17 protein-coding genes are annotated in these 16,505 nt (G+C 41.1%); 13 read left to right on the top strand and 4 right to left on the bottom strand.

What is annotated here, in order from left to right; genetic code table 11:
- Positions 1 to 84 precede the first annotated feature (84 nt).
- The 7 genes from H0Z23_RS06215 (at position 85) to H0Z23_RS06245 (ending at position 7,949) form a co-directional block, all read left to right on the top strand.
- Positions 85 to 540 carry a universal stress protein gene (locus tag H0Z23_RS06215; RefSeq protein WP_296868291.1) on the top strand — a complete coding sequence of 152 codons (456 nt, stop codon included), beginning with the start codon at positions 85 to 87 and terminating at the stop codon, positions 538 to 540.
- 145 nt (positions 541 to 685) lie between these two features.
- Positions 686 to 2,395, top strand: coding sequence for a DEAD/DEAH box helicase (locus H0Z23_RS06220; protein ID WP_296868292.1), 1,710 nt, complete (start codon positions 686 to 688; stop codon positions 2,393 to 2,395).
- Between the two features lie 142 nt (positions 2,396 to 2,537).
- On the top strand, positions 2,538 to 3,134 hold the full coding sequence (locus H0Z23_RS06225; RefSeq protein ID WP_296868294.1) for a DUF4412 domain-containing protein: 597 nt from the start codon (positions 2,538 to 2,540) through the stop codon (positions 3,132 to 3,134).
- Between the two features lie 112 nt (positions 3,135 to 3,246).
- On the top strand, positions 3,247 to 4,059 hold the full coding sequence (locus tag H0Z23_RS06230; protein WP_296868296.1) for a Spy/CpxP family protein refolding chaperone: 813 nt from the start codon (positions 3,247 to 3,249) through the stop codon (positions 4,057 to 4,059).
- 29 nt (positions 4,060 to 4,088) lie between these two features.
- Positions 4,089 to 4,805: a response regulator transcription factor gene (locus tag H0Z23_RS06235; RefSeq protein ID WP_296868298.1), complete on the top strand. Its 717-nt coding sequence runs from the start codon at positions 4,089 to 4,091 to the stop codon at positions 4,803 to 4,805.
- Between the two features lie 11 nt (positions 4,806 to 4,816).
- A complete protein-coding gene (locus H0Z23_RS06240; protein ID WP_296868300.1) occupies positions 4,817 to 6,181 on the top strand; it encodes an ATP-binding protein in 1,365 nt (454 codons plus the stop codon).
- A 400-nt stretch (positions 6,182 to 6,581) separates the two neighbouring features.
- The gene (locus tag H0Z23_RS06245; protein WP_296868302.1) at positions 6,582 to 7,949 is read left to right on the top strand and encodes an FAD-dependent oxidoreductase; all 1,368 of its coding nucleotides are present in this window, start codon (positions 6,582 to 6,584) and stop codon (positions 7,947 to 7,949) included.
- Positions 7,950 to 8,291: 342 nt separating this feature from the next.
- Here the strand turns inward: H0Z23_RS06245 and H0Z23_RS06250 are convergent, their stop codons facing one another.
- Together H0Z23_RS06250 and crcB are read right to left on the bottom strand one after the other, a co-directional pair.
- The gene (locus H0Z23_RS06250; RefSeq protein WP_296868303.1) at positions 8,292 to 8,633 is read right to left on the bottom strand and encodes a DUF190 domain-containing protein; all 342 of its coding nucleotides are present in this window, start codon (positions 8,631 to 8,633) and stop codon (positions 8,292 to 8,294) included.
- Positions 8,634 to 8,654: 21 nt separating this feature from the next.
- Entirely contained in the window at positions 8,655 to 9,044 is a 390-nt protein-coding gene (gene crcB, locus H0Z23_RS06255) for a fluoride efflux transporter CrcB (protein WP_296868305.1), read from the bottom strand.
- A gap of 258 nt (positions 9,045 to 9,302) precedes the next feature.
- Between crcB and tsaA the strand changes: the two genes are divergently transcribed.
- From tsaA to H0Z23_RS06270, 3 genes are read left to right on the top strand one after another with little or no spacing between them, the layout of a single operon-like run.
- Positions 9,303 to 9,710, top strand: coding sequence for a tRNA (N6-threonylcarbamoyladenosine(37)-N6)-methyltransferase TrmO (tsaA, locus tag H0Z23_RS06260; RefSeq protein WP_296868307.1), 408 nt, complete (start codon positions 9,303 to 9,305; stop codon positions 9,708 to 9,710).
- An 8-nt stretch (positions 9,711 to 9,718) separates the two neighbouring features.
- Positions 9,719 to 10,309: a class I SAM-dependent methyltransferase gene (locus tag H0Z23_RS06265; protein WP_296868308.1), complete on the top strand. Its 591-nt coding sequence runs from the start codon at positions 9,719 to 9,721 to the stop codon at positions 10,307 to 10,309.
- A 30-nt stretch (positions 10,310 to 10,339) separates the two neighbouring features.
- Complete coding sequence (locus H0Z23_RS06270; protein ID WP_296868310.1) at positions 10,340 to 10,891, top strand: DUF2284 domain-containing protein; 552 nt, start codon at positions 10,340 to 10,342, stop codon at positions 10,889 to 10,891.
- Here H0Z23_RS06270 and H0Z23_RS06275 read toward each other — a convergent pair.
- Together H0Z23_RS06275 and glyA are read right to left on the bottom strand one after the other, a co-directional pair.
- Positions 10,884 to 11,846 carry a hypothetical protein gene (locus H0Z23_RS06275; RefSeq protein ID WP_296868312.1) on the bottom strand — a complete coding sequence of 321 codons (963 nt, stop codon included), beginning with the start codon at positions 11,844 to 11,846 and terminating at the stop codon, positions 10,884 to 10,886. The two genes, H0Z23_RS06270 and H0Z23_RS06275, sit on opposite strands and share 8 nt — an antisense overlap.
- A gap of 91 nt (positions 11,847 to 11,937) precedes the next feature.
- On the bottom strand, positions 11,938 to 13,215 hold the full coding sequence (gene glyA, locus H0Z23_RS06280) for a serine hydroxymethyltransferase (protein ID WP_296868313.1): 1,278 nt from the start codon (positions 13,213 to 13,215) through the stop codon (positions 11,938 to 11,940).
- A 323-nt stretch (positions 13,216 to 13,538) separates the two neighbouring features.
- Between glyA and H0Z23_RS06285 the strand changes: the two genes are divergently transcribed.
- From H0Z23_RS06285 to H0Z23_RS06295, 3 genes are all read left to right on the top strand, one after another.
- Positions 13,539 to 14,660, top strand: coding sequence for a sodium ion-translocating decarboxylase subunit beta (locus tag H0Z23_RS06285; protein ID WP_296868315.1), 1,122 nt, complete (start codon positions 13,539 to 13,541; stop codon positions 14,658 to 14,660).
- Between the two features lie 89 nt (positions 14,661 to 14,749).
- Positions 14,750 to 15,580: a transketolase gene (locus tag H0Z23_RS06290; RefSeq protein ID WP_296868317.1), complete on the top strand. Its 831-nt coding sequence runs from the start codon at positions 14,750 to 14,752 to the stop codon at positions 15,578 to 15,580.
- Positions 15,580 to 16,505 (top strand): transketolase C-terminal domain-containing protein (locus tag H0Z23_RS06295; protein ID WP_296868319.1); only part of this gene is annotated, 926 nt, incomplete at its 3' end. The genes H0Z23_RS06290 and H0Z23_RS06295, both read left to right, overlap by 1 nt.

Below are 16,505 nucleotides of genomic sequence, written 5' to 3' on the forward strand. Positions count from 1 at the left end.
ATTTACTTTAGTAGAGTGTAGGTGTATTATTGAGTTAACCTGGGATGTGTGATTTCTTGCGAGTGAAGGGCAGGGGGATTTGATATGAAAAAAGTTGTTGTGGCGGTGGATGGTAGCCAAACAAGCATAGATCTCCTCGAACAATCTTTCAGATATGCGGAAAAAGAGAAGGATGTGTCTTTGTTTATCTTTCACGCAATAGAATCATCGGAAGGTAAAACTTTATGGTATGGGAACTACCCAGTTTACTACGTACCTTCGGAAGAAGAGGTCAAAGAAAAAATCAAACAGATTGTAAATAAGGCTTTGGAGAAAACAGACCTTTCAAGGGATTTACCTATTGAAATTGTTGTAAGAACAGGAATTTCTTATGAGTGTATTGTTGATTATGCCAAGGAAATTGACGCATCGATGATAATGATAGGGCATAGGGGGCTGTCAAATTTACAGAGATTTTTTATAGGCAGCGTTGCAGCAAAAGTTGTGTACCATGCTCCATGCAGCGTATATGTTTACAAGCAGAAGGAAAAGGTTAAATAGAGATTAGAATAAAGAGGGCTAAACTTGACAAAAAATTATTAAAGAGGATAATGGCTTAAGTTGTATTGGGAGGCAGGACGAGGGGCACCCAAAGGGGGTGCCCCTCGTCCTGTGAGAAGAATATTAGGAGGAATTGATTAATTCTATGATTGAGACGAAAATGCAGTACATTGGTTTATTGAGGAAAGAATTGAAAACGGCTATGGAAGAGAGAGGGTTCAATACCCTTACCCCCGTTCAGGAGAAAGTGTTATCCCTGGATGATCATGGTCGTGACATGATAGTAAGATCCAAAACAGGGTCTGGAAAAACTTTGGCTTTTTTGCTGCCGCTTTTAAATGTGGGTTCATGGAGTGAAAACAAGCCAAAAGTTTTAGTTCTGTCACCTACGAGAGAGCTTGCCCAGCAGACGGCAAAGGAAGCCCGTTGGATTGGGAAAGGTTTAAACATCAAGTTAGGTGTACTTGTTGGTGGCATGGATATGGCTTCTCAGATAAGAGACTTAAGGAGAGGCGTTTCTATGGTAATAGGCACTCCAGGTAGGGTTTTAGATCACCTTAAAAGAGGCATTTTGGATTTGTCTGAGCTACACACTGTTATCCTAGATGAGGGAGATCAAATGCTAGATATGGGTTTTCGAGAGGAGCTTGAGGCAATATTGGAAAGTGCATCAGAAAGAGAGAGAATTTGGCTTTTCTCGGCCACTATGCCTCCAGAAATACGTTCCCTTTCAAGAAAGTACCTTAAAGATCCTCAAATTTTATCTGTGGGAGAAGAGGGACAGCATTCAGATATAAGCCATAAGATTTACAGGGTGCCGCACGAAAGAAAATTGGAAGGTTTGGTTAATGCTCTTTTATGGGAAAATCCGGCAAAAGCATTGGTTTTTTGCCGCACAAAAGCAGAGACTGCAGATATAGCGGAAAAACTGTCGAAGGAAGGCTTTAACACTAGGTGCCTCCATGGAGACATGTCTCAAAGAGACAGGAATCTAACTCTCAAGCTTTTCAGAGAGGGCCTAATAAGTGTTTTGGTCGCAACTAACGTGGCAGCTCGAGGACTAGATGTTCCTTACATAGAGAAAGTTTTCCAACTTGGATTGCCGGAGGACCTTGAGACTTTTACCCATAGAAGTGGCAGGACAGGTCGAGCAGGAGAAAAAGGAGAAAATATAGTAATTTTGAATTTGAGGGAAGCCGACAGGTTTAAGATGATGTTACAAAGAGCCAAGGTCAAAGCTGAATGGCTTGATATTCCTGATAAAAGTGAAATTGAGGCTATGTCCCGTTACAGAAAACAGCTTGATCTAATGGAAGAAGGCCATGAGCCCACGGAGGAACTTCTGAAGTGGGCGGATGAGTTATTAGAAGGGATGGAGCCACGTCTTTTAGTGGCTAAATTATTGATTGAAATATCCAAGGATATGACTTGTGGTTATGAGCTGAGAGAAGAATTAATTAAGGAACGGAACAGTCGTAAAAAAACTGGAAATAAAGCCCTTTCGAGAGAAAGGGCAGGCAACAGTAATCGATCTAAGGGGAGCAATGTCCATATAGGGTTGGACCCCTCTGTCGAGTGGAGTGTGGGGAAGGTTTTAGGATGTCTCTGTAATGCTCTTGATGTGAGGAGTTCTGAGGTTGCTCGAATAAAAATTAATAAACACAGCGTACACGTGGAACTTTCTCCTGCAGCTTTGAGAAATATGAAAAAGCGTGAGGTAGACTTGAATCGATGGGGTTTTCATAAAATTAACCCAATCGATGAAGGCAGTAAGGTGAAAACTTCAAAAAGACGAACCTCAGGGACAAGATCGTCTAAGGGAACTAAGACAAGAGCCAGACGAAAGACTATTTAATTTTTTTAGTTGACATGAATTAAATGGGCCCCATGTGGGGCCCATTTTTTATGGACATTCTACATTTCATAGGCTTTAGTGATAGAGTATAATAAAACAATAAAGTTTTTAAACTGGTTGAGCAGAGAGGAGATGAGATATTATGGGAAGACGAAAAATTCCGTTAATTGGTGGTTTGTTAGCGGTAGCAGTACTAGTGGTTTTGTGTACTTGCGCTCCTTCTAAAGCCGCTGAGTTCAGTGCTTCAATGACTATCGATAGCGCCCAAGGAGGCAAAATGACTGGCAAGGTTTACGTAAAGGGTAATTGGTTACGCCAGGACCTTGACACACCTATGGGAGTCCAGTCGGTAATAGTCAATCCTGAAGACAATTTGATGTATGTTTTGATGCCCGGACAACCCATTTACATGGAAATGGAAAACCAGCAAGTAACGTTGAATGAGGAAGAGTCTATCGAATCTAAACTTTCTGACGTTGCAGACGTAAAGAAAACGGGAAAGGAAAAAATTCAAGGTTATACGTGTATTAAATATTTGGTTACCTATCACGACTCTAATCTTGGCAAATCCACAATATGGGTATCTGAGAAGCTTAATTATCCAATAAAGGTTTACACTGAGTCTCCCCAGGATACAGCTACTATAATTTATAGCGATATAGTGGAAGGAAACGTAGATCCTGCTCTCTTTGAAATCCCTGAAGGCTACAAGAAAATGGACACGAAAGTGTTGTATTGAGTAAGACTTTTTGATGTGTTTACTGAATCTTTACATTTCTTTAAAAAAATGAACGCTGTCTTTACGGTCCTCCTTGTAAAATGTGCTCAAATGATTTAAGAGGAGGCGTAAGATGATGAAAAAGATTTTAGGTGTTTTCTTGTTGGTGTCCATGTTGCTTCTCACTGGCCAATCTTTTGCTTTTGCCCAAAAGGGAGGTCATTTTAGAAGTTTGCATAACGGTGCTAGGGGGGCTGTGGATCCTTTTCTTCTTAGCTCTTTGAATCTTTCGGGAGAGCAGAAGGCTGCATTATGGGATGTGTTTTTCGACGCTAAAAGAGGTCCAGATGGGAAAGGGCGAATGAGGCTTGCCGGTAGAATTGTGGAACAAACCCTTAACGAAAAGCCAGTGGATGAAAAAACGAAGATTCTGTTAAGAGAAAGAATAGAAGAGCAACTTATGGCAAGATATAGACAACTCGCCAAGGTTTATTCCATACTAAAGCCAGAGCAGAGGCTCATGTTCAAGGCTAAATTTAAGGAGCGTTTTGGAGAGCCGCGCGGAGCGAAAATGAGGCTCAAGGTAAAGCGCTTTGAGCAGGGGAATGGCAAAGTAGAGCACTTCTTTTTCATGAGCAAACTAAATTTGACCCCGGCTCAACAGGCTAAAGTGAAAGTAATTATGAAAGAAGCAGCGAATAAAGTGAGGGTAAACCAAGATAATTTGCATGATTGCTTTGCCAAGATGTTCCATTTAGTTTGGAAGGACGAGCCAGATTGGAAAGAGTTGCGAATGGAGAGCAAGGTTGTTTCTGAAAAAATAGTTGATAACATTATTACTTGGCAGAAGGCTTTTATAAAAGTTCAACGGGAGCTTACTCCTGAACAAAAGAGGCAGTTAATGGAACATTTCAGAGGCAGGAATATCTTAAATATGTGGGAATGACAGTTTTTTGCTGAGGTGTAGTCGGAAAAATGGAAAAAATATTGCTAGTCGAAGATGACGCAGAATTATGTGAGCTTTTGTGCGAGTATTTTAAAACAGAGGGGTTGTATGTGGAGTGGGTCCACAATGGCAGAGAAGGCCTTGATAAGGCCTTCTCTGGTATATATAGCATCATAATTTTAGATTTAATGCTCCCAGGCATGGATGGGTTGGAAGTGCTAAAAAATTTAAGGAAGGAATCGACCGTCCCAGTTTTAATCCTTACTGCTAAGGGAGATGATGTAGACAGAATAGTCGGCTTAGAGCTCGGAGCTGATGATTATCTTCCAAAACCTTTTAATCCCAGAGAATTGCTGGCTCGCGTAAGGGCAATTTTGCGAAGGGTTAGGGGAAATAAAAATGAGGATCAAGAGGATAAGGTAGAAAAAGTGCTATCTGTTGGAGACTTAAAGCTTTATCCCTCATCTAGAACGGCTATCCTTGACGGTAAAACAATAGAATTAACATCAACTGAATATGACTTGTTGGAGTTTCTTATGACATCTGCTGGTAAGTTAGTAAATAGGCAACATTTGGTTCAAAAGGTATTGAAGAGAAGTTATTCCCCCTTTGACAGGAGTGTAGATGTTCACATAAGCAACCTGAGGAAGAAATTAGGTCCTTATAGTGACGGCCAAAAGAGGATAAAGACTATAAGGGGAGAGGGGTATATCTTCACTATCCCAAAAGAGAGAGATGAGCTTTGAGAAACCTAAGTATGTTTAAAACTATTTTTATGTGGTTTCTTTTCGGAATGCTTGTAGTAATAACTGTTAGTGCCTCCCTTACCATTTTTATGGCAAGAGAAGGAATAATTTTGACTGGAAGGGAAGATATACTTTCTGCTGCGTTGGAGAGTCACGGGCTTAGATGTCTTGAAATATATCAAGAAAGAGGTCCCATGAGCTTACGGGAAGAACTCCGAAAAATAGCTGATGAGACGGGGCTTTTTATTCATATTTTAGATGAGCGAGGGAATCCTTTATTGCCTTATCCTCGATCAAGGAAGCTGAAGGAACTATGGTTTGAAGCCAAAAAGAGCAGGCAGGAGATTATTAACAGAAGAGATTTTGTTGCTATCTTTAAAAGAATCACCGTAGGAGATGGGAAAAATTATATTTTGGTAGGAATTCTTCCCAAAAGGCCTCTTTTCCCAGGCTTTATAAGAAATCCCAAAGTTCTTGCCGTGTTAGTTGTAGGTTTTATAGCTTCTGTTATGTTGTTGGCCTATGTGCTGACCAGGCATATTACTGATCCTATATTAGAGTTGAGCCAAGCAGCAAAGGCCGTTACTGAAGGTGATTTCTCAATTCGTGTGGGAGAAAAGATAAAAAAACGCAGAGATGAAATAGGGCAACTAGGGAGAGTTTTTGATGAAATGACTTGTTACGTTAACGAGCTTTTGGAAGCTCAAAATAGGCTCTTGCGTGATATATCGCATGAATTGAGGTCTCCATTGGCTAGGTTAATGGTGGCATTGGAGTTGGTGCGTAAAGGCTTGCCCGAGCATAATCAGAAGCTCTTGGATAGGGTGGAAAAGGAAGCTTCTACATTAGGGGAAATGATAGGCCAAATTCTTTCGGTTTCAAGACTTGAACAGGAGATGGGGAAGAAAAGCTTCTCCGAGGATGATCTAGTTCAATTTGTCAGGTCGATAATTGATGATTCTAAAATTGAGGCTGAAAAAGACGGCAAGGTTATGACCTTGCATTCTCAAGTTGATCGTTTGGTTGTTACTATGAAGCCATCTATGCTCAGAAGCGCTATTGAAAACGTGTTGCGCAACGCCATAAGGTTTAGCCCAAAAGGAGGAGAAATTCTCATTTATATTGAGAAAGAAGAAAATTTAGCAAAAGTGACTATTCGGGATCATGGCCAGGGAGTCCCTGAAGAAGATACAGAAAAATTATTTAGGCCTTTCTACAGGGTTGAAAGTTCTAGAGATAGGCAAAAAGGCGGGGTGGGGCTGGGGTTGGCTATAGCCAAGAGAGCTCTAGAGTATCATGGAGGAGGGATAGAGGCGACTAACGCCCCAGGTGGAGGTTTGATGGTAACCATGTGGCTTCCCCTTTGCAAGGGGTAGTTGTTATTCCTTCCTGTAGTAGAGTACTTTTATGTTCCCGAGAGCAACTAGGCCTTCCTTCATCATTTTGCAAGGTCAGATAAAAAAGGTTGAATTCGTTTAGGAGCGCCTACTATTCTGCGAAGAGCTTGCATTGCACAGGTTATGACGAGCCATAGAGTTTTGCAAGATGTGGCTAATGTCATTACATATACCAATTATATGCATGTTTAGTTGTTTATATTTGCTTTAATTCGTTTTTGGATTTCACATTATATTATTCGTAAAATAAGAGTATGCTGTTCTGCTACTGGAAATGATATTCATTATCATGTTAGAATAAAGATGATTTTTGCACAAGTGGGAGTTCCAACTCATTATGTGAAAAAAATAACTATATTAGAAAGGGTAGGTGTATTGTATGAAGACTCAGGTAACAGATGTGAAATCGAAATACGATGCAATCATTATAGGGAAAAGTGCTGGAGGTCTTACGGCAGCCACAGCAGCAAAGAAAATGTATCCTGAAAAAGATATTCTAGTTATTGATAAAGAAAAGATATCGATGATCCCTTGCGGGATTCCCTATATCTTTGGGACATTAGAAAGTGTTGATGATGATATACTGCCAGCCGAAAAAGTGCTTAATGGCGCTGGAATCGATCTTCTTATTGACGAGGTTACAGAAATAGGATTGGACTGTAAAACTGTTTTTACAAAAGGAGGTAATGCTATTGCCTTCGATAAGCTGATCCTTGCTACAGGATCCAGGCCTGTTTTCCCACAGGTAAAGGGATGTAATCTTGATAATGTGTTGACTGTCCCCAAGACGTACGATTATCTCAAGGCTATGCGTAAAAAACTTGATGAGGTAGATAACATAGTTATAGTGGGTGCTGGATTTATAGCTCTTGAGGTAGCAGACGAAATTCATAAATTAGGTAAAAATGTAACTGTTCTTTATCGCAGTCGGATTCTCCGGAAGAGCTTTGATCCGGAGTTTGGCGATATGCTTTTAGAGCGACTTAAGGAAAAAGGCATCCGTATGATCCATGATAATTTGGTGGAATTAAGGGGATCTGAACGGGTTACTTCGGTTCTACTGGAGAAATCAGGAGAGATTGAAGCAGATATGGTTATTTTTTCTATTGGATATCGGCCTAATGATGATCTTGCGATTAAGGCAGGATTAGATGTAGGGAAGAACGGCATCCGAACCGATGAGTATATGAGAACTTCTCATCCAGATGTTTTAGCTATAGGAGATTGTGCCGAACCCAGGGATTTCTTTACAAGTAAAGCTAGTGGCCAAATGCTTGCATCTACTGCAACATTTGAAGGTCGGGTTGCAGGAGCAAATCTCTTTAACATAAAGCTTGTGAAAGAGAGCAAGTGCAACATTGGTATTTATTCGACTCATATAGCTGGATTAACTTTAGGTGTTGCAGGTTTAACGGAAACTGTAGCATGTAAAGAGGGATTTGAAATTGTTATAGGGGAAGCTAGTGGTCCAGATAGGCATCCTGGGAAATTGGAGGGTGCTTCTAACATTAAAGTAAAGCTGATTTTCTCTAAGGATCGCGGATCCATTTTGGGGGCAGAATTAGCAGGTGGTAAGAGCGTAGGTGAAATGATTAACATAATGGGATTAGCAATTCAAAAGAGATTAACCGCCTCGGAAATTTATACCGTTCAATTTGGTACACATCCACATTTAACAGCATCTCCTGTGGGGTATCAAATTATTAAAGCTGCTGAGAATGCTTTAACTAAATTTAGATATTGTTGATGGTGTTTCGCTCCATAGTATAAGTAAATAGTATTTTAAGAATTTAATTCGATAAGGTAAGTTCCATAAACTGGGACTTGCCTTATATTTTTATTATTAATTTATTTACTCATGTAAGAGAAGACTAAAGTATTTTTGTTATCATGGGGCAAAATTGAGTCTATATATATTGAGTAGGGTGAAAAGTTGCAGTAAGGGCTTTGGATTTAAAATTAGGAAGCAAGCAAGCAAAACTAAGCATAATTTGAGGTGGTCTTCTTCATGTATTCAAGAAAGGGCTAAATATGGTACTTATTTCGTGATTATAAGGAGGGTGTTTTACTTTTTATTTCAGCATGAATTTCATTTATTGTCCCCTTTTCTGTAGTATATGACTTTGATGTTTTCTAGGGTTACTAGCCCTTCTTTCATCATTCCATCTACTTCGGGCAAAAACGCCTGGATGCGTTCAGGTGTGTCTACTATTTCTATCACTAGTGGCAGGTCTTCAGACAACCTCAAAATTTTTGCGGAATGGATTCTGCTGTGGGCGCCGAACCCCAGTATTCCCCTCAAGACTGTTACACCTGCCATGGAGAGTTCCCTCGCTCGCGTCACTATGGCTTCGTAAAGAGGTTTACCATTATATTTATCGCTTTCTCCTATAAAGATTCTTAGAAGTTGAGCTTCCCTGGGGAGTTTCATGGCTTTTCCTCCTTAATTGAATCAGATGAATTTGCCTATTATGATACCGCAAAACATGAAAATAATTCCCAATGTGTTTTGTAGAATAATATTTGCCATTGCCCATACAAATTGTCCATCTCTCAACATTTGAGTTGTCTCCAGCATAAAGGTGGAGAACGTAGAGAAGGCTCCGAAAAATCCGACGAAGAGTATTATCCGTATTTCCCCTGGCATCTCCAGTTTGTCTTGAAAAATTGTAAATAAAGCGCCAGCGAAAAAACACGCCAGAAGGTTGACGAAGAACGTCCCCATGGGGAAAAGTATATTCAAGTTTTTCTGAATTAGCCCTGTTAACCCGTATCTACAAAGGGCTCCCATTGCACCGGCTACAGCGAGCCATAAAATTTTGTGAGATGTTACTAATGTCATAGATATACACCGCCTATAAGGATATGTTACTTTATAAAACTGCAAGTAGTTTTTGTCTAGTGTCTATATTATATGGAATTTAATTTGAGATGTTTCATCTATGATGCATAAATATATTATAAGTATTGCCGCAGAGGTCAGATTATTAAAATTTGTTTTATGAGTGAAATAATTGTTTAGTTATTATACTTATTTATTTGATAAACTTATATAGCGCGAATGGCTATTTCAGATGAGATATAAGAGGGTGCATGATAAATGTATTTTAAACTTTTTCCGATAGGAATAGTTTGTTCCCCTTTTAAGACAAGGCAGGAGGTTCCTAGGCAGGGGGAAGAGATCTTGCCGCCTGTCAAGATAGAAATTTTTTCAAAGTACCTCACTGGGTTAAGGAAGTTGGCTGAAGGGCAAAGCATATACGTGTTAACCTGGCTTCATCTGGCAGATAGAAAAATTTTGGAGGTTCATCCTAAAGGCGACAGGCGTCTTGCTTTACACGGTGTTTTTGCTACTCGCTCTCCCGATCGACCTAACCCGATAGGGTTGCATTTGGTTACGTTGGAACAAATACTGGAAGATGGAATTATAGTGCATCCTCTGGAAGCAATAGATGGGACACCTGTCTTGGATATAAAGCCTTATTTATCAAGGGAAGGTATATATTAGGTGACGAAATGAAAAATCTTAAAGCAAAAGCTCTTAACAGGAAAGCGGCAAACAAGAAAAGTAGACCTGATGATATCTTGAAAGCCATGGATTTAAAGCCTGGAATGGTTATAGTTGATATAGGAGCAGGAGGTGGTTATTTTACCCTTAGGTTTGCTGAGATTGTGGGTGATGAGGGTAGGGTTTATGCTGTTGACACAAATTCGACATCTTTGAAGTTTATCGAAGGTAATGCATTCAAGAAGGGGTTGAATAATGTACATGTAGTGTTAGCAAATGACACGTTAAATTTGCCCTTAAAAAAAGTTGATGTCATATTCATGCGCAATGTCACGCATCATATACCTGACAGGATACAATATTTTAAGAACCTGAGAAAATTTTTGAAAATTGATGGGAGGATCGCCATTATAGAATATAAGAAAAGTAAATTCCTCAGCTTTCGTGGTATCTTCGGACATTACGTTTCAAAGAAGGCTCTTATGCACGAAATGTTGGAATCGGGGTACACGTATGAAAAAGAGTACGATTTTTTACCGGAACAGTATTTTGTGGTTTATTCGAATGTGTCGGTGATTAATGCTCGTGGTTACGACTAAAGGATCACGTTGTCGTAAGGAGGAAGATAAATGGGAGAGCTTTTGACGGACGGCATCTTGTTTGTGGATAAGCTTCTTTTAAGCAGGGGATTTGATGATTATAAATGGATACGCCCTGGAAATATGCCAGTGTCATATTGGGTGAGAATGAAATGCATGTATGGTTGTCCCGATTACGGGCGAAATGCATCTTGTCCCCCCAATGCCCCTACCATAGGAGAATGTAAAGCCCTCTTGGCAGAATATGAGAAGGCAGTGTTCATTCATCTCTTTTACGATTCTGGCCCAAAACTCATGAAGGACTGGGTCATGAGAAAACAGAAGGAGCTCTTGGATATAGAAAAAAATATATTTATGCATAATATGGAGAAGGCATTTCTCCTTTCTTTTGATAATTGCAATTTGTGTGACAAGTGCACAGGATCGGTTGATACGTGTCGTTTCCCATACATGAGAAGGCCGACTATGGAGGCCTTTGGCATAGATGTATTCTCGTTAGCCAAGATGCTCGGTTATCATATCTCGGTGAAAAAGGATTTCAAGGAATCTACCAATAGATATGCATTGATCTTGGTCAATTGAGAGAACATTGGCTACTGCTGCTATTGGCATTGTAAAACTTTTTACCCTGTTCCCAATAAACATCAGCGCTTATTTTTCCTTTTGCATATTTTGTGTGCCAATCTTGGGGGACTGGCATCTTCTCGTATAAATCTTTTCTGGAAGCTTCAAGAAGCATTCTTTGCTGATGCATAAAATCTGCACCACATATGATTCTCTTTCCTGTTTTACATGATAGTTCTTCTATCCATTTTATGCCTTCATAGTTCCTCATTATGTGGTGGTCTATAATGATTGTGCCTATGCTTTCCGCTAATTTCTTGATGTTGTGTTTGGCTTCTGCAACTTGATCCTTTGAAAGTGCTCTCGGGATATATAAGGGAGGGCCGTCGACGAAAACGATATCTGGATGCCAATCTATTATTTGGGATATGGCTTCATCGTTTATTAATTGGATACCAGGAGCGTGGACAAACACGCGGTCTTCTTCCACTCTCGTCATTATGACTGTAGTTGAGAGGTCATTGCCATGGGTTACAGGTTGAGAAAATGTCATATTGTCCATGTTTCTACCTTCTGCTGCAATGGGTTTTTTGCCCAACATGCTGAATAGCTGTTTTGCGCGTTTTGATTCCAAGTCAGATAGATACATATCACTTTTTGTGTATATTTCTACGTTAGGATTCAAGCCAATTAAATTCTTTACATTGAGTTGGTAGGGATTGGCATCATATAGCGGAACATGGTCTCCGTGGAAATGGCTGATTACTATAGATGTGGCCACAGACCAATACTCTATAATTTGGGCCCTAATCCTTTCACCTACTGCAATTTGGAAAGGATGCGGCAGCAGTTTGTGCCTCATATAACCTAATGCAATGCCAGGGTCAATTAATATCTTTTTGTTTTTTGTCTCAATAAGGCAGCAACAACCTCTTACTCCTAGTGATTCTGTTCCTAGAATTTTTATTCTCATTATTATTCTCTGTAAGTATAAGTTTTACATGAAATATGATACTGTAAAAAGTACGAAAGGAGCCTTCACGGGATATGAAGGCCCTTGGTTTTTATTCGTTTGTAATACGTGTTAAAGAAGCGGAAATTTCGTGAGGAGTCATGTAAAGAGGATGTTTTAGGCACAGAGATATCACGGCTTCCTTATAGGGTTCAAGGTCAGCTTTATCTTTTTCCTCCAGTATGTTGCCTATAATGGAGGCTATTTCTTCTATATCTTTTTCGAGGAATCCTCTCGATGTTACAGCGGCTGTGCCTATTCTAATTCCGCTGGTGATTGTAGGTTTTTTGTCGTCGTAGGGTATCATGTTTTTATTGACGGTAATGCCGACCTTTGCCAGGCGTTCTTCGGCTTCAACTCCTGTAAGATTCCATGGCCTTAAGTCTACTAGCATGAGGTGATTATCTGTTCCTCCTGATACGATGCGAAGTCCCATTTCCTGAAGTGTCGAGGCCATTCTGCGGGCGTTGGTCTGGACTTGTTTTGCATATTTCTTGAATTCCTCGGTATCTGCTAATTTAAATGTAACTGCTTTCGCCAGGACGTTTTGCAATATTGGACCTCCCTGTGTTCCCGGGAAGATGGCTTTATCTATCTTAGAAGCGTGTTCTTTGCGGCATAAGATGAATCCTCCACGGGCCCCACGTAATGTCTTAGTAGTTGTGCTAGTTACGACATCTGCCCATGGTACCGGAGTTGGATGCACCCCTGCAGCTACAAGCCCAGCAATGTGAGACATGTCAACCATTAGGTAAGCTCCTACTTCGTCTGCTATGCGTCGAAAAGCCTCGAAATCTATAAAGCGAGAATAGGCACTGCAGCCAGCTACTATCAATTTGGGCTTGTGAGCTATTGCTAAGTCTCTGACTTGATCGAGGTCAATTTGTTCAGTCTTCTTACTGACTCCGTAGAAAACGGCATTGTAAAACTTTCCAGTTATGCTGACTTTGCTGCCGTGAGAGAGGTGGCCACCATGGCTGAGATCCATTGAAAGGATAGTATCGCCTACATTAAGAAGAGCCATATAGGCTGCGAGGTTTGCATTTACTCCAGAGTGGGGTTGTACATTTGCGTGTTCAGCTCCGAATAGCTCTTTTGCTCGTCTGATAGCGAGGTCCTCAATCTGATCTATAACTTCACATCCTCCATGATAGCGATTTCCTGGGTAACCTTCTGCGTATTTATTAGTGAGTACGCTGCCTTGGGCTTCCATTATGCATTCTGGGACAAAATTTTCGGAGGCTATAAGTTCTATAGTGGTGCTTTCCCTCAGCAATTCTTTGGAAATTAATGCCGAGACCTCGGGGTCTACCGCTTCTAACTTGTGCATACGTTGCTCACCTTCCCTTAAAGTATTTTGTTGTTTCTATGTTAAAGGGATAATAGCACATAATCTCTGTAAAGACATAGTTGCTTTTTTAAGGCTAGTAGCCATAAGATGGGAATATTGCTAAAATAAAAACTACTTTTTGTTGATATTCAAAGTAACAAAGCCAAAGGGGAGTAGCTTGAAGGCAGAATCACCAGCACGGCCTCAAGGGGTCTGGTTCTGTCGGCATTTGAGGATGCTAGCGAGACCTTCGGCGTGGCAGGTGCCATGCGAAGGTCTTTTTTTGTGAAGTTGGATCTGCTAGCTGAAGGGAGGCAGAAAAAATGGATTGGTTTTACATGTTAGCTGAAAGCTTTACATGGAAACAGTTAATTATGATCGGTGTGGGATTTGGGCTGATATGGTTAGCCGTAAAGAAAGAATATGAGCCAAATCTTCTATTGCCCATGGGTTTTGGAACTATATTAGTTAACCTACCGTTATCTTCTGCTATTACCCAAATTGTTAACGGAGTACCTCATGAAGGAGCATTGAGCCTATTGTTTAATTTGGGAATAGCTACAGAGCTCTTTCCTCTTTTGATTTTTATAGCTGTTGGAGCAATGATAGATTTTACACCCCTTTTGGCCTGCCCTGTAATGTTTCTATTTGGATTAGCAGCTCAGGCTGGAATTTTCTTGACTCTTGGCATAGCTTTGTTTTTGGGGTTTGATTTAAAAGAAGCAGCTTCAATAGGTATAATAGGTGCTGCTGATGGTCCAACCTCAATATATGTTGCAAACAAGTTTGCGCCACATCTTTTGGGGCCAATCTCGGTAGCTGCTTACACATATATGGCTATAGTGCCCATAATACAACCGCCAGTAATTAAAACTTTAACTACTAAGGCTGAGAGAAAAATAAAAATGAGGTATGCTTCAAGAGAAGTGTCCTATCGAACCAAAGTGCTTTTTCCAATAATTGTTACGATAATTGCTGGAATTGTAGCTCCTGCTTCGGTGTCTCTTATAGGATTTTTGATGTTTGGCAATATGATAAAAGAGTGCGGCGTGTTGGATAGGCTCGCTAAAGCTGCTCAAAACGAACTGGCTAATATAGTTACATTGCTGCTTGGATTTTCTATTGCAGCAATGATGACGGGAGATCTTTTTGTGAGAGAGGAAACTATAGTTATAATTGGTTTAGGTCTTGTAGCTTTTATTCTAGACACAGCATCAGGGGTTCTCTTTGCTAAATTTGTTAATTTATTTTTGAAAAACAAGGTTAATCCCATGGTGGGAGCAGCAGGAATTTCGGCATTTCCTATGTCAGCGAGGGTTGTACAAAAGTTGGCAAAGGAAGAGGATCCGTCTAATTTTATATTGATGCATGCGGTGGGCGCTAATGTGGCGGGTCAAATAGGGTCAGTCCTTGCAGGAGGGATTCTTCTAATGTGGTTAGGCTAGAGCGTTATCGTGTTAGAGATTTAAAGGCTTCAAAACATTTTAAATATGCTGCTGCGGAATTATCAAATATTTAAAAGGGAGGTAAAAAGATGGAAGAAAGTAAGAGAGAACGCCTTGAAGAGCTGGCCCGAGCTATTCGCTGCGATATCATTAAGATGCTCGAAGCTGCAGGTTCAGGGCATCCGGGAGGTTCTTTGTCGGCCGTGGAGATAGTCACAGCTCTGTACTTTGAGGTAATGAGACATGATCCTAAGAACCCTCAATGGGAAGGCAGGGACAGGTTCATTCTCTCCAAAGGGCATGCTTGCCCGGTAGTGTACGCTGCCCTTGCAGAGGCCGGTTATTTCCCGAAGGAGGAGTTGCTTACTCTGAGACAGTTTGGATCCAGGTTGCAAGGCCATCCTGATAGGAAAAAACTTCCAGGTCTGGAAGCTTCTACGGGTAGTTTAGGACAAGGGTTGTCCATTGCTGCTGGAATTGCCTTAGGTTTCAGAATGGATAGGAGAAGAAACGACGTATATTGTCTGATGGGTGATGGTGAACTTAACGAAGGACAGATTTGGGAGGCGGCTATGACGGCCTCACATTACAAGCTTGATAATTTATGCGGCATAGTTGACCATAACTGCCTTCAGATAGATGGTTGGACGTGTGAGGTTAAAAACATGGAACCCCTTGCGGACAAATGGAAGGCCTTTGGTTGGAACGTCATAGAAGTTGATGGACATAATATTGAAGAAATAATTGCAGCCTTCAAGAGGTTTAAGCACACCCACTTCAAGCCTACTGTGATAATAGCCCATACTATAAAAGGAAAAGGTGTGTCGTTTATGGAAGACGATGCAGCGTGGCACGGTAAGGCACCCAATAGTGAACAAGCAGCCTTAGCCTTGAAAGAACTCTGTGGGGGGTGTTGTTAATGACGATAAAATTGGCGGAGAACATATACAAAGATGTAGATAAAATCCCCACTAGGTTCGGGTATGGAGACGGATTACTCAAACTAGGAGAGATGGATGAGCGCGTAGTCGTACTTGGGGCAGATTTGAGTTCTTCATTGCGAGTGGATCTATTCAAAGACGCCTACCCTGATAGATTTATTCAGACTGGGATAGCAGAACAGGATATGATGTGCCTCGCGGCAGGTTTGTCCCTTACAGGTAAGATACCCTTTGTTAGTACTTATGGCGTGTTTTGTACCGGTAGAGCTTGGGATCAGCTCAGAACTACGGTTGCTTATGGCAATTTGAATGTAAAAGTGGGTTCAGGGCATGGTGGCATCTCGGTGGGAGCAGACGGAGCTACGCACCAAGCGTTGGAGGATATAGCTATAACGAGGGTTGTCCCTGGGGTTACAGTTATAGTCCCTTGTGACTATCATGAGACTGTTAAGGCAACCATAGCTGCTGCCCAAATAGAGGGGCCAGTAGTTATAAGGTTTGGCAGGGAAAAGGTTCCTGTAATAACTACGCCGGAAACACCTTTTAAAGTCGGTAGGGCAGAGATCTACAGAGAAGGCGAAGATGTGACTGTTGTCGCATGCGGAGTAATGGTCTACGAAGCCCTTATCGCAGCAGAGATGTTGGCACAAGAGGGCATTTCAACTCAAGTCATAAATTGCCACACTGTAAAGCCTATAGATAAGGAGACATTGATAGAAGCTGCCAGAAAAACGAAAGCGGTAGTAACGGCGGAAGAACACCAGGTTATGGGTGGCTTTGGGAGTGCAGTGGCCGAGGTCCTTTCACAGGATATGCCTGTTCCTATGAGGTTTGTAGGTGTTCAGGACACTTTTGGGCAATCAGGGGCTCCTGATGACCTTATGAAGGCTTATGGCCTAAAAGC

Origin of the sequence: Thermovirga sp. (assembly GCF_017656375.1) — a bacterium.
Classification (GTDB): domain Bacteria; phylum Synergistota; class Synergistia; order Synergistales; family Thermovirgaceae; genus Thermovirga.

Coding starts and splice junctions, on each gene's coding strand:
- H0Z23_RS06240 (WP_296868300.1), top strand. CDS start 4,817: ATGTTTAAAACTATTTTTATGTGGTTTCTTTTCGGAATGCTTGTAGTA.
- crcB (WP_296868305.1), bottom strand. CDS start 9,044: ATGACATTAGTAACATCTCACAAAATTTTATGGCTCGCTGTAGCCGGT.
- H0Z23_RS06265 (WP_296868308.1), top strand. CDS start 9,719: ATGAAAAATCTTAAAGCAAAAGCTCTTAACAGGAAAGCGGCAAACAAG.
- H0Z23_RS06220 (WP_296868292.1), top strand. CDS start 686: ATGATTGAGACGAAAATGCAGTACATTGGTTTATTGAGGAAAGAATTG.
- glyA (WP_296868313.1), bottom strand. CDS start 13,215: ATGCACAAGTTAGAAGCGGTAGACCCCGAGGTCTCGGCATTAATTTCC.
- H0Z23_RS06225 (WP_296868294.1), top strand. CDS start 2,538: ATGGGAAGACGAAAAATTCCGTTAATTGGTGGTTTGTTAGCGGTAGCA.
- tsaA (WP_296868307.1), top strand. CDS start 9,303: ATGTATTTTAAACTTTTTCCGATAGGAATAGTTTGTTCCCCTTTTAAG.
- H0Z23_RS06275 (WP_296868312.1), bottom strand. CDS start 11,846: ATGAGAATAAAAATTCTAGGAACAGAATCACTAGGAGTAAGAGGTTGT.
- H0Z23_RS06245 (WP_296868302.1), top strand. CDS start 6,582: ATGAAGACTCAGGTAACAGATGTGAAATCGAAATACGATGCAATCATT.
- H0Z23_RS06270 (WP_296868310.1), top strand. CDS start 10,340: ATGGGAGAGCTTTTGACGGACGGCATCTTGTTTGTGGATAAGCTTCTT.
- H0Z23_RS06215 (WP_296868291.1), top strand. CDS start 85: ATGAAAAAAGTTGTTGTGGCGGTGGATGGTAGCCAAACAAGCATAGAT.
- H0Z23_RS06285 (WP_296868315.1), top strand. CDS start 13,539: ATGGATTGGTTTTACATGTTAGCTGAAAGCTTTACATGGAAACAGTTA.
- H0Z23_RS06250 (WP_296868303.1), bottom strand. CDS start 8,633: ATGAAACTCCCCAGGGAAGCTCAACTTCTAAGAATCTTTATAGGAGAA.
- H0Z23_RS06290 (WP_296868317.1), top strand. CDS start 14,750: ATGGAAGAAAGTAAGAGAGAACGCCTTGAAGAGCTGGCCCGAGCTATT.
- H0Z23_RS06235 (WP_296868298.1), top strand. CDS start 4,089: ATGGAAAAAATATTGCTAGTCGAAGATGACGCAGAATTATGTGAGCTT.
- H0Z23_RS06230 (WP_296868296.1), top strand. CDS start 3,247: ATGATGAAAAAGATTTTAGGTGTTTTCTTGTTGGTGTCCATGTTGCTT.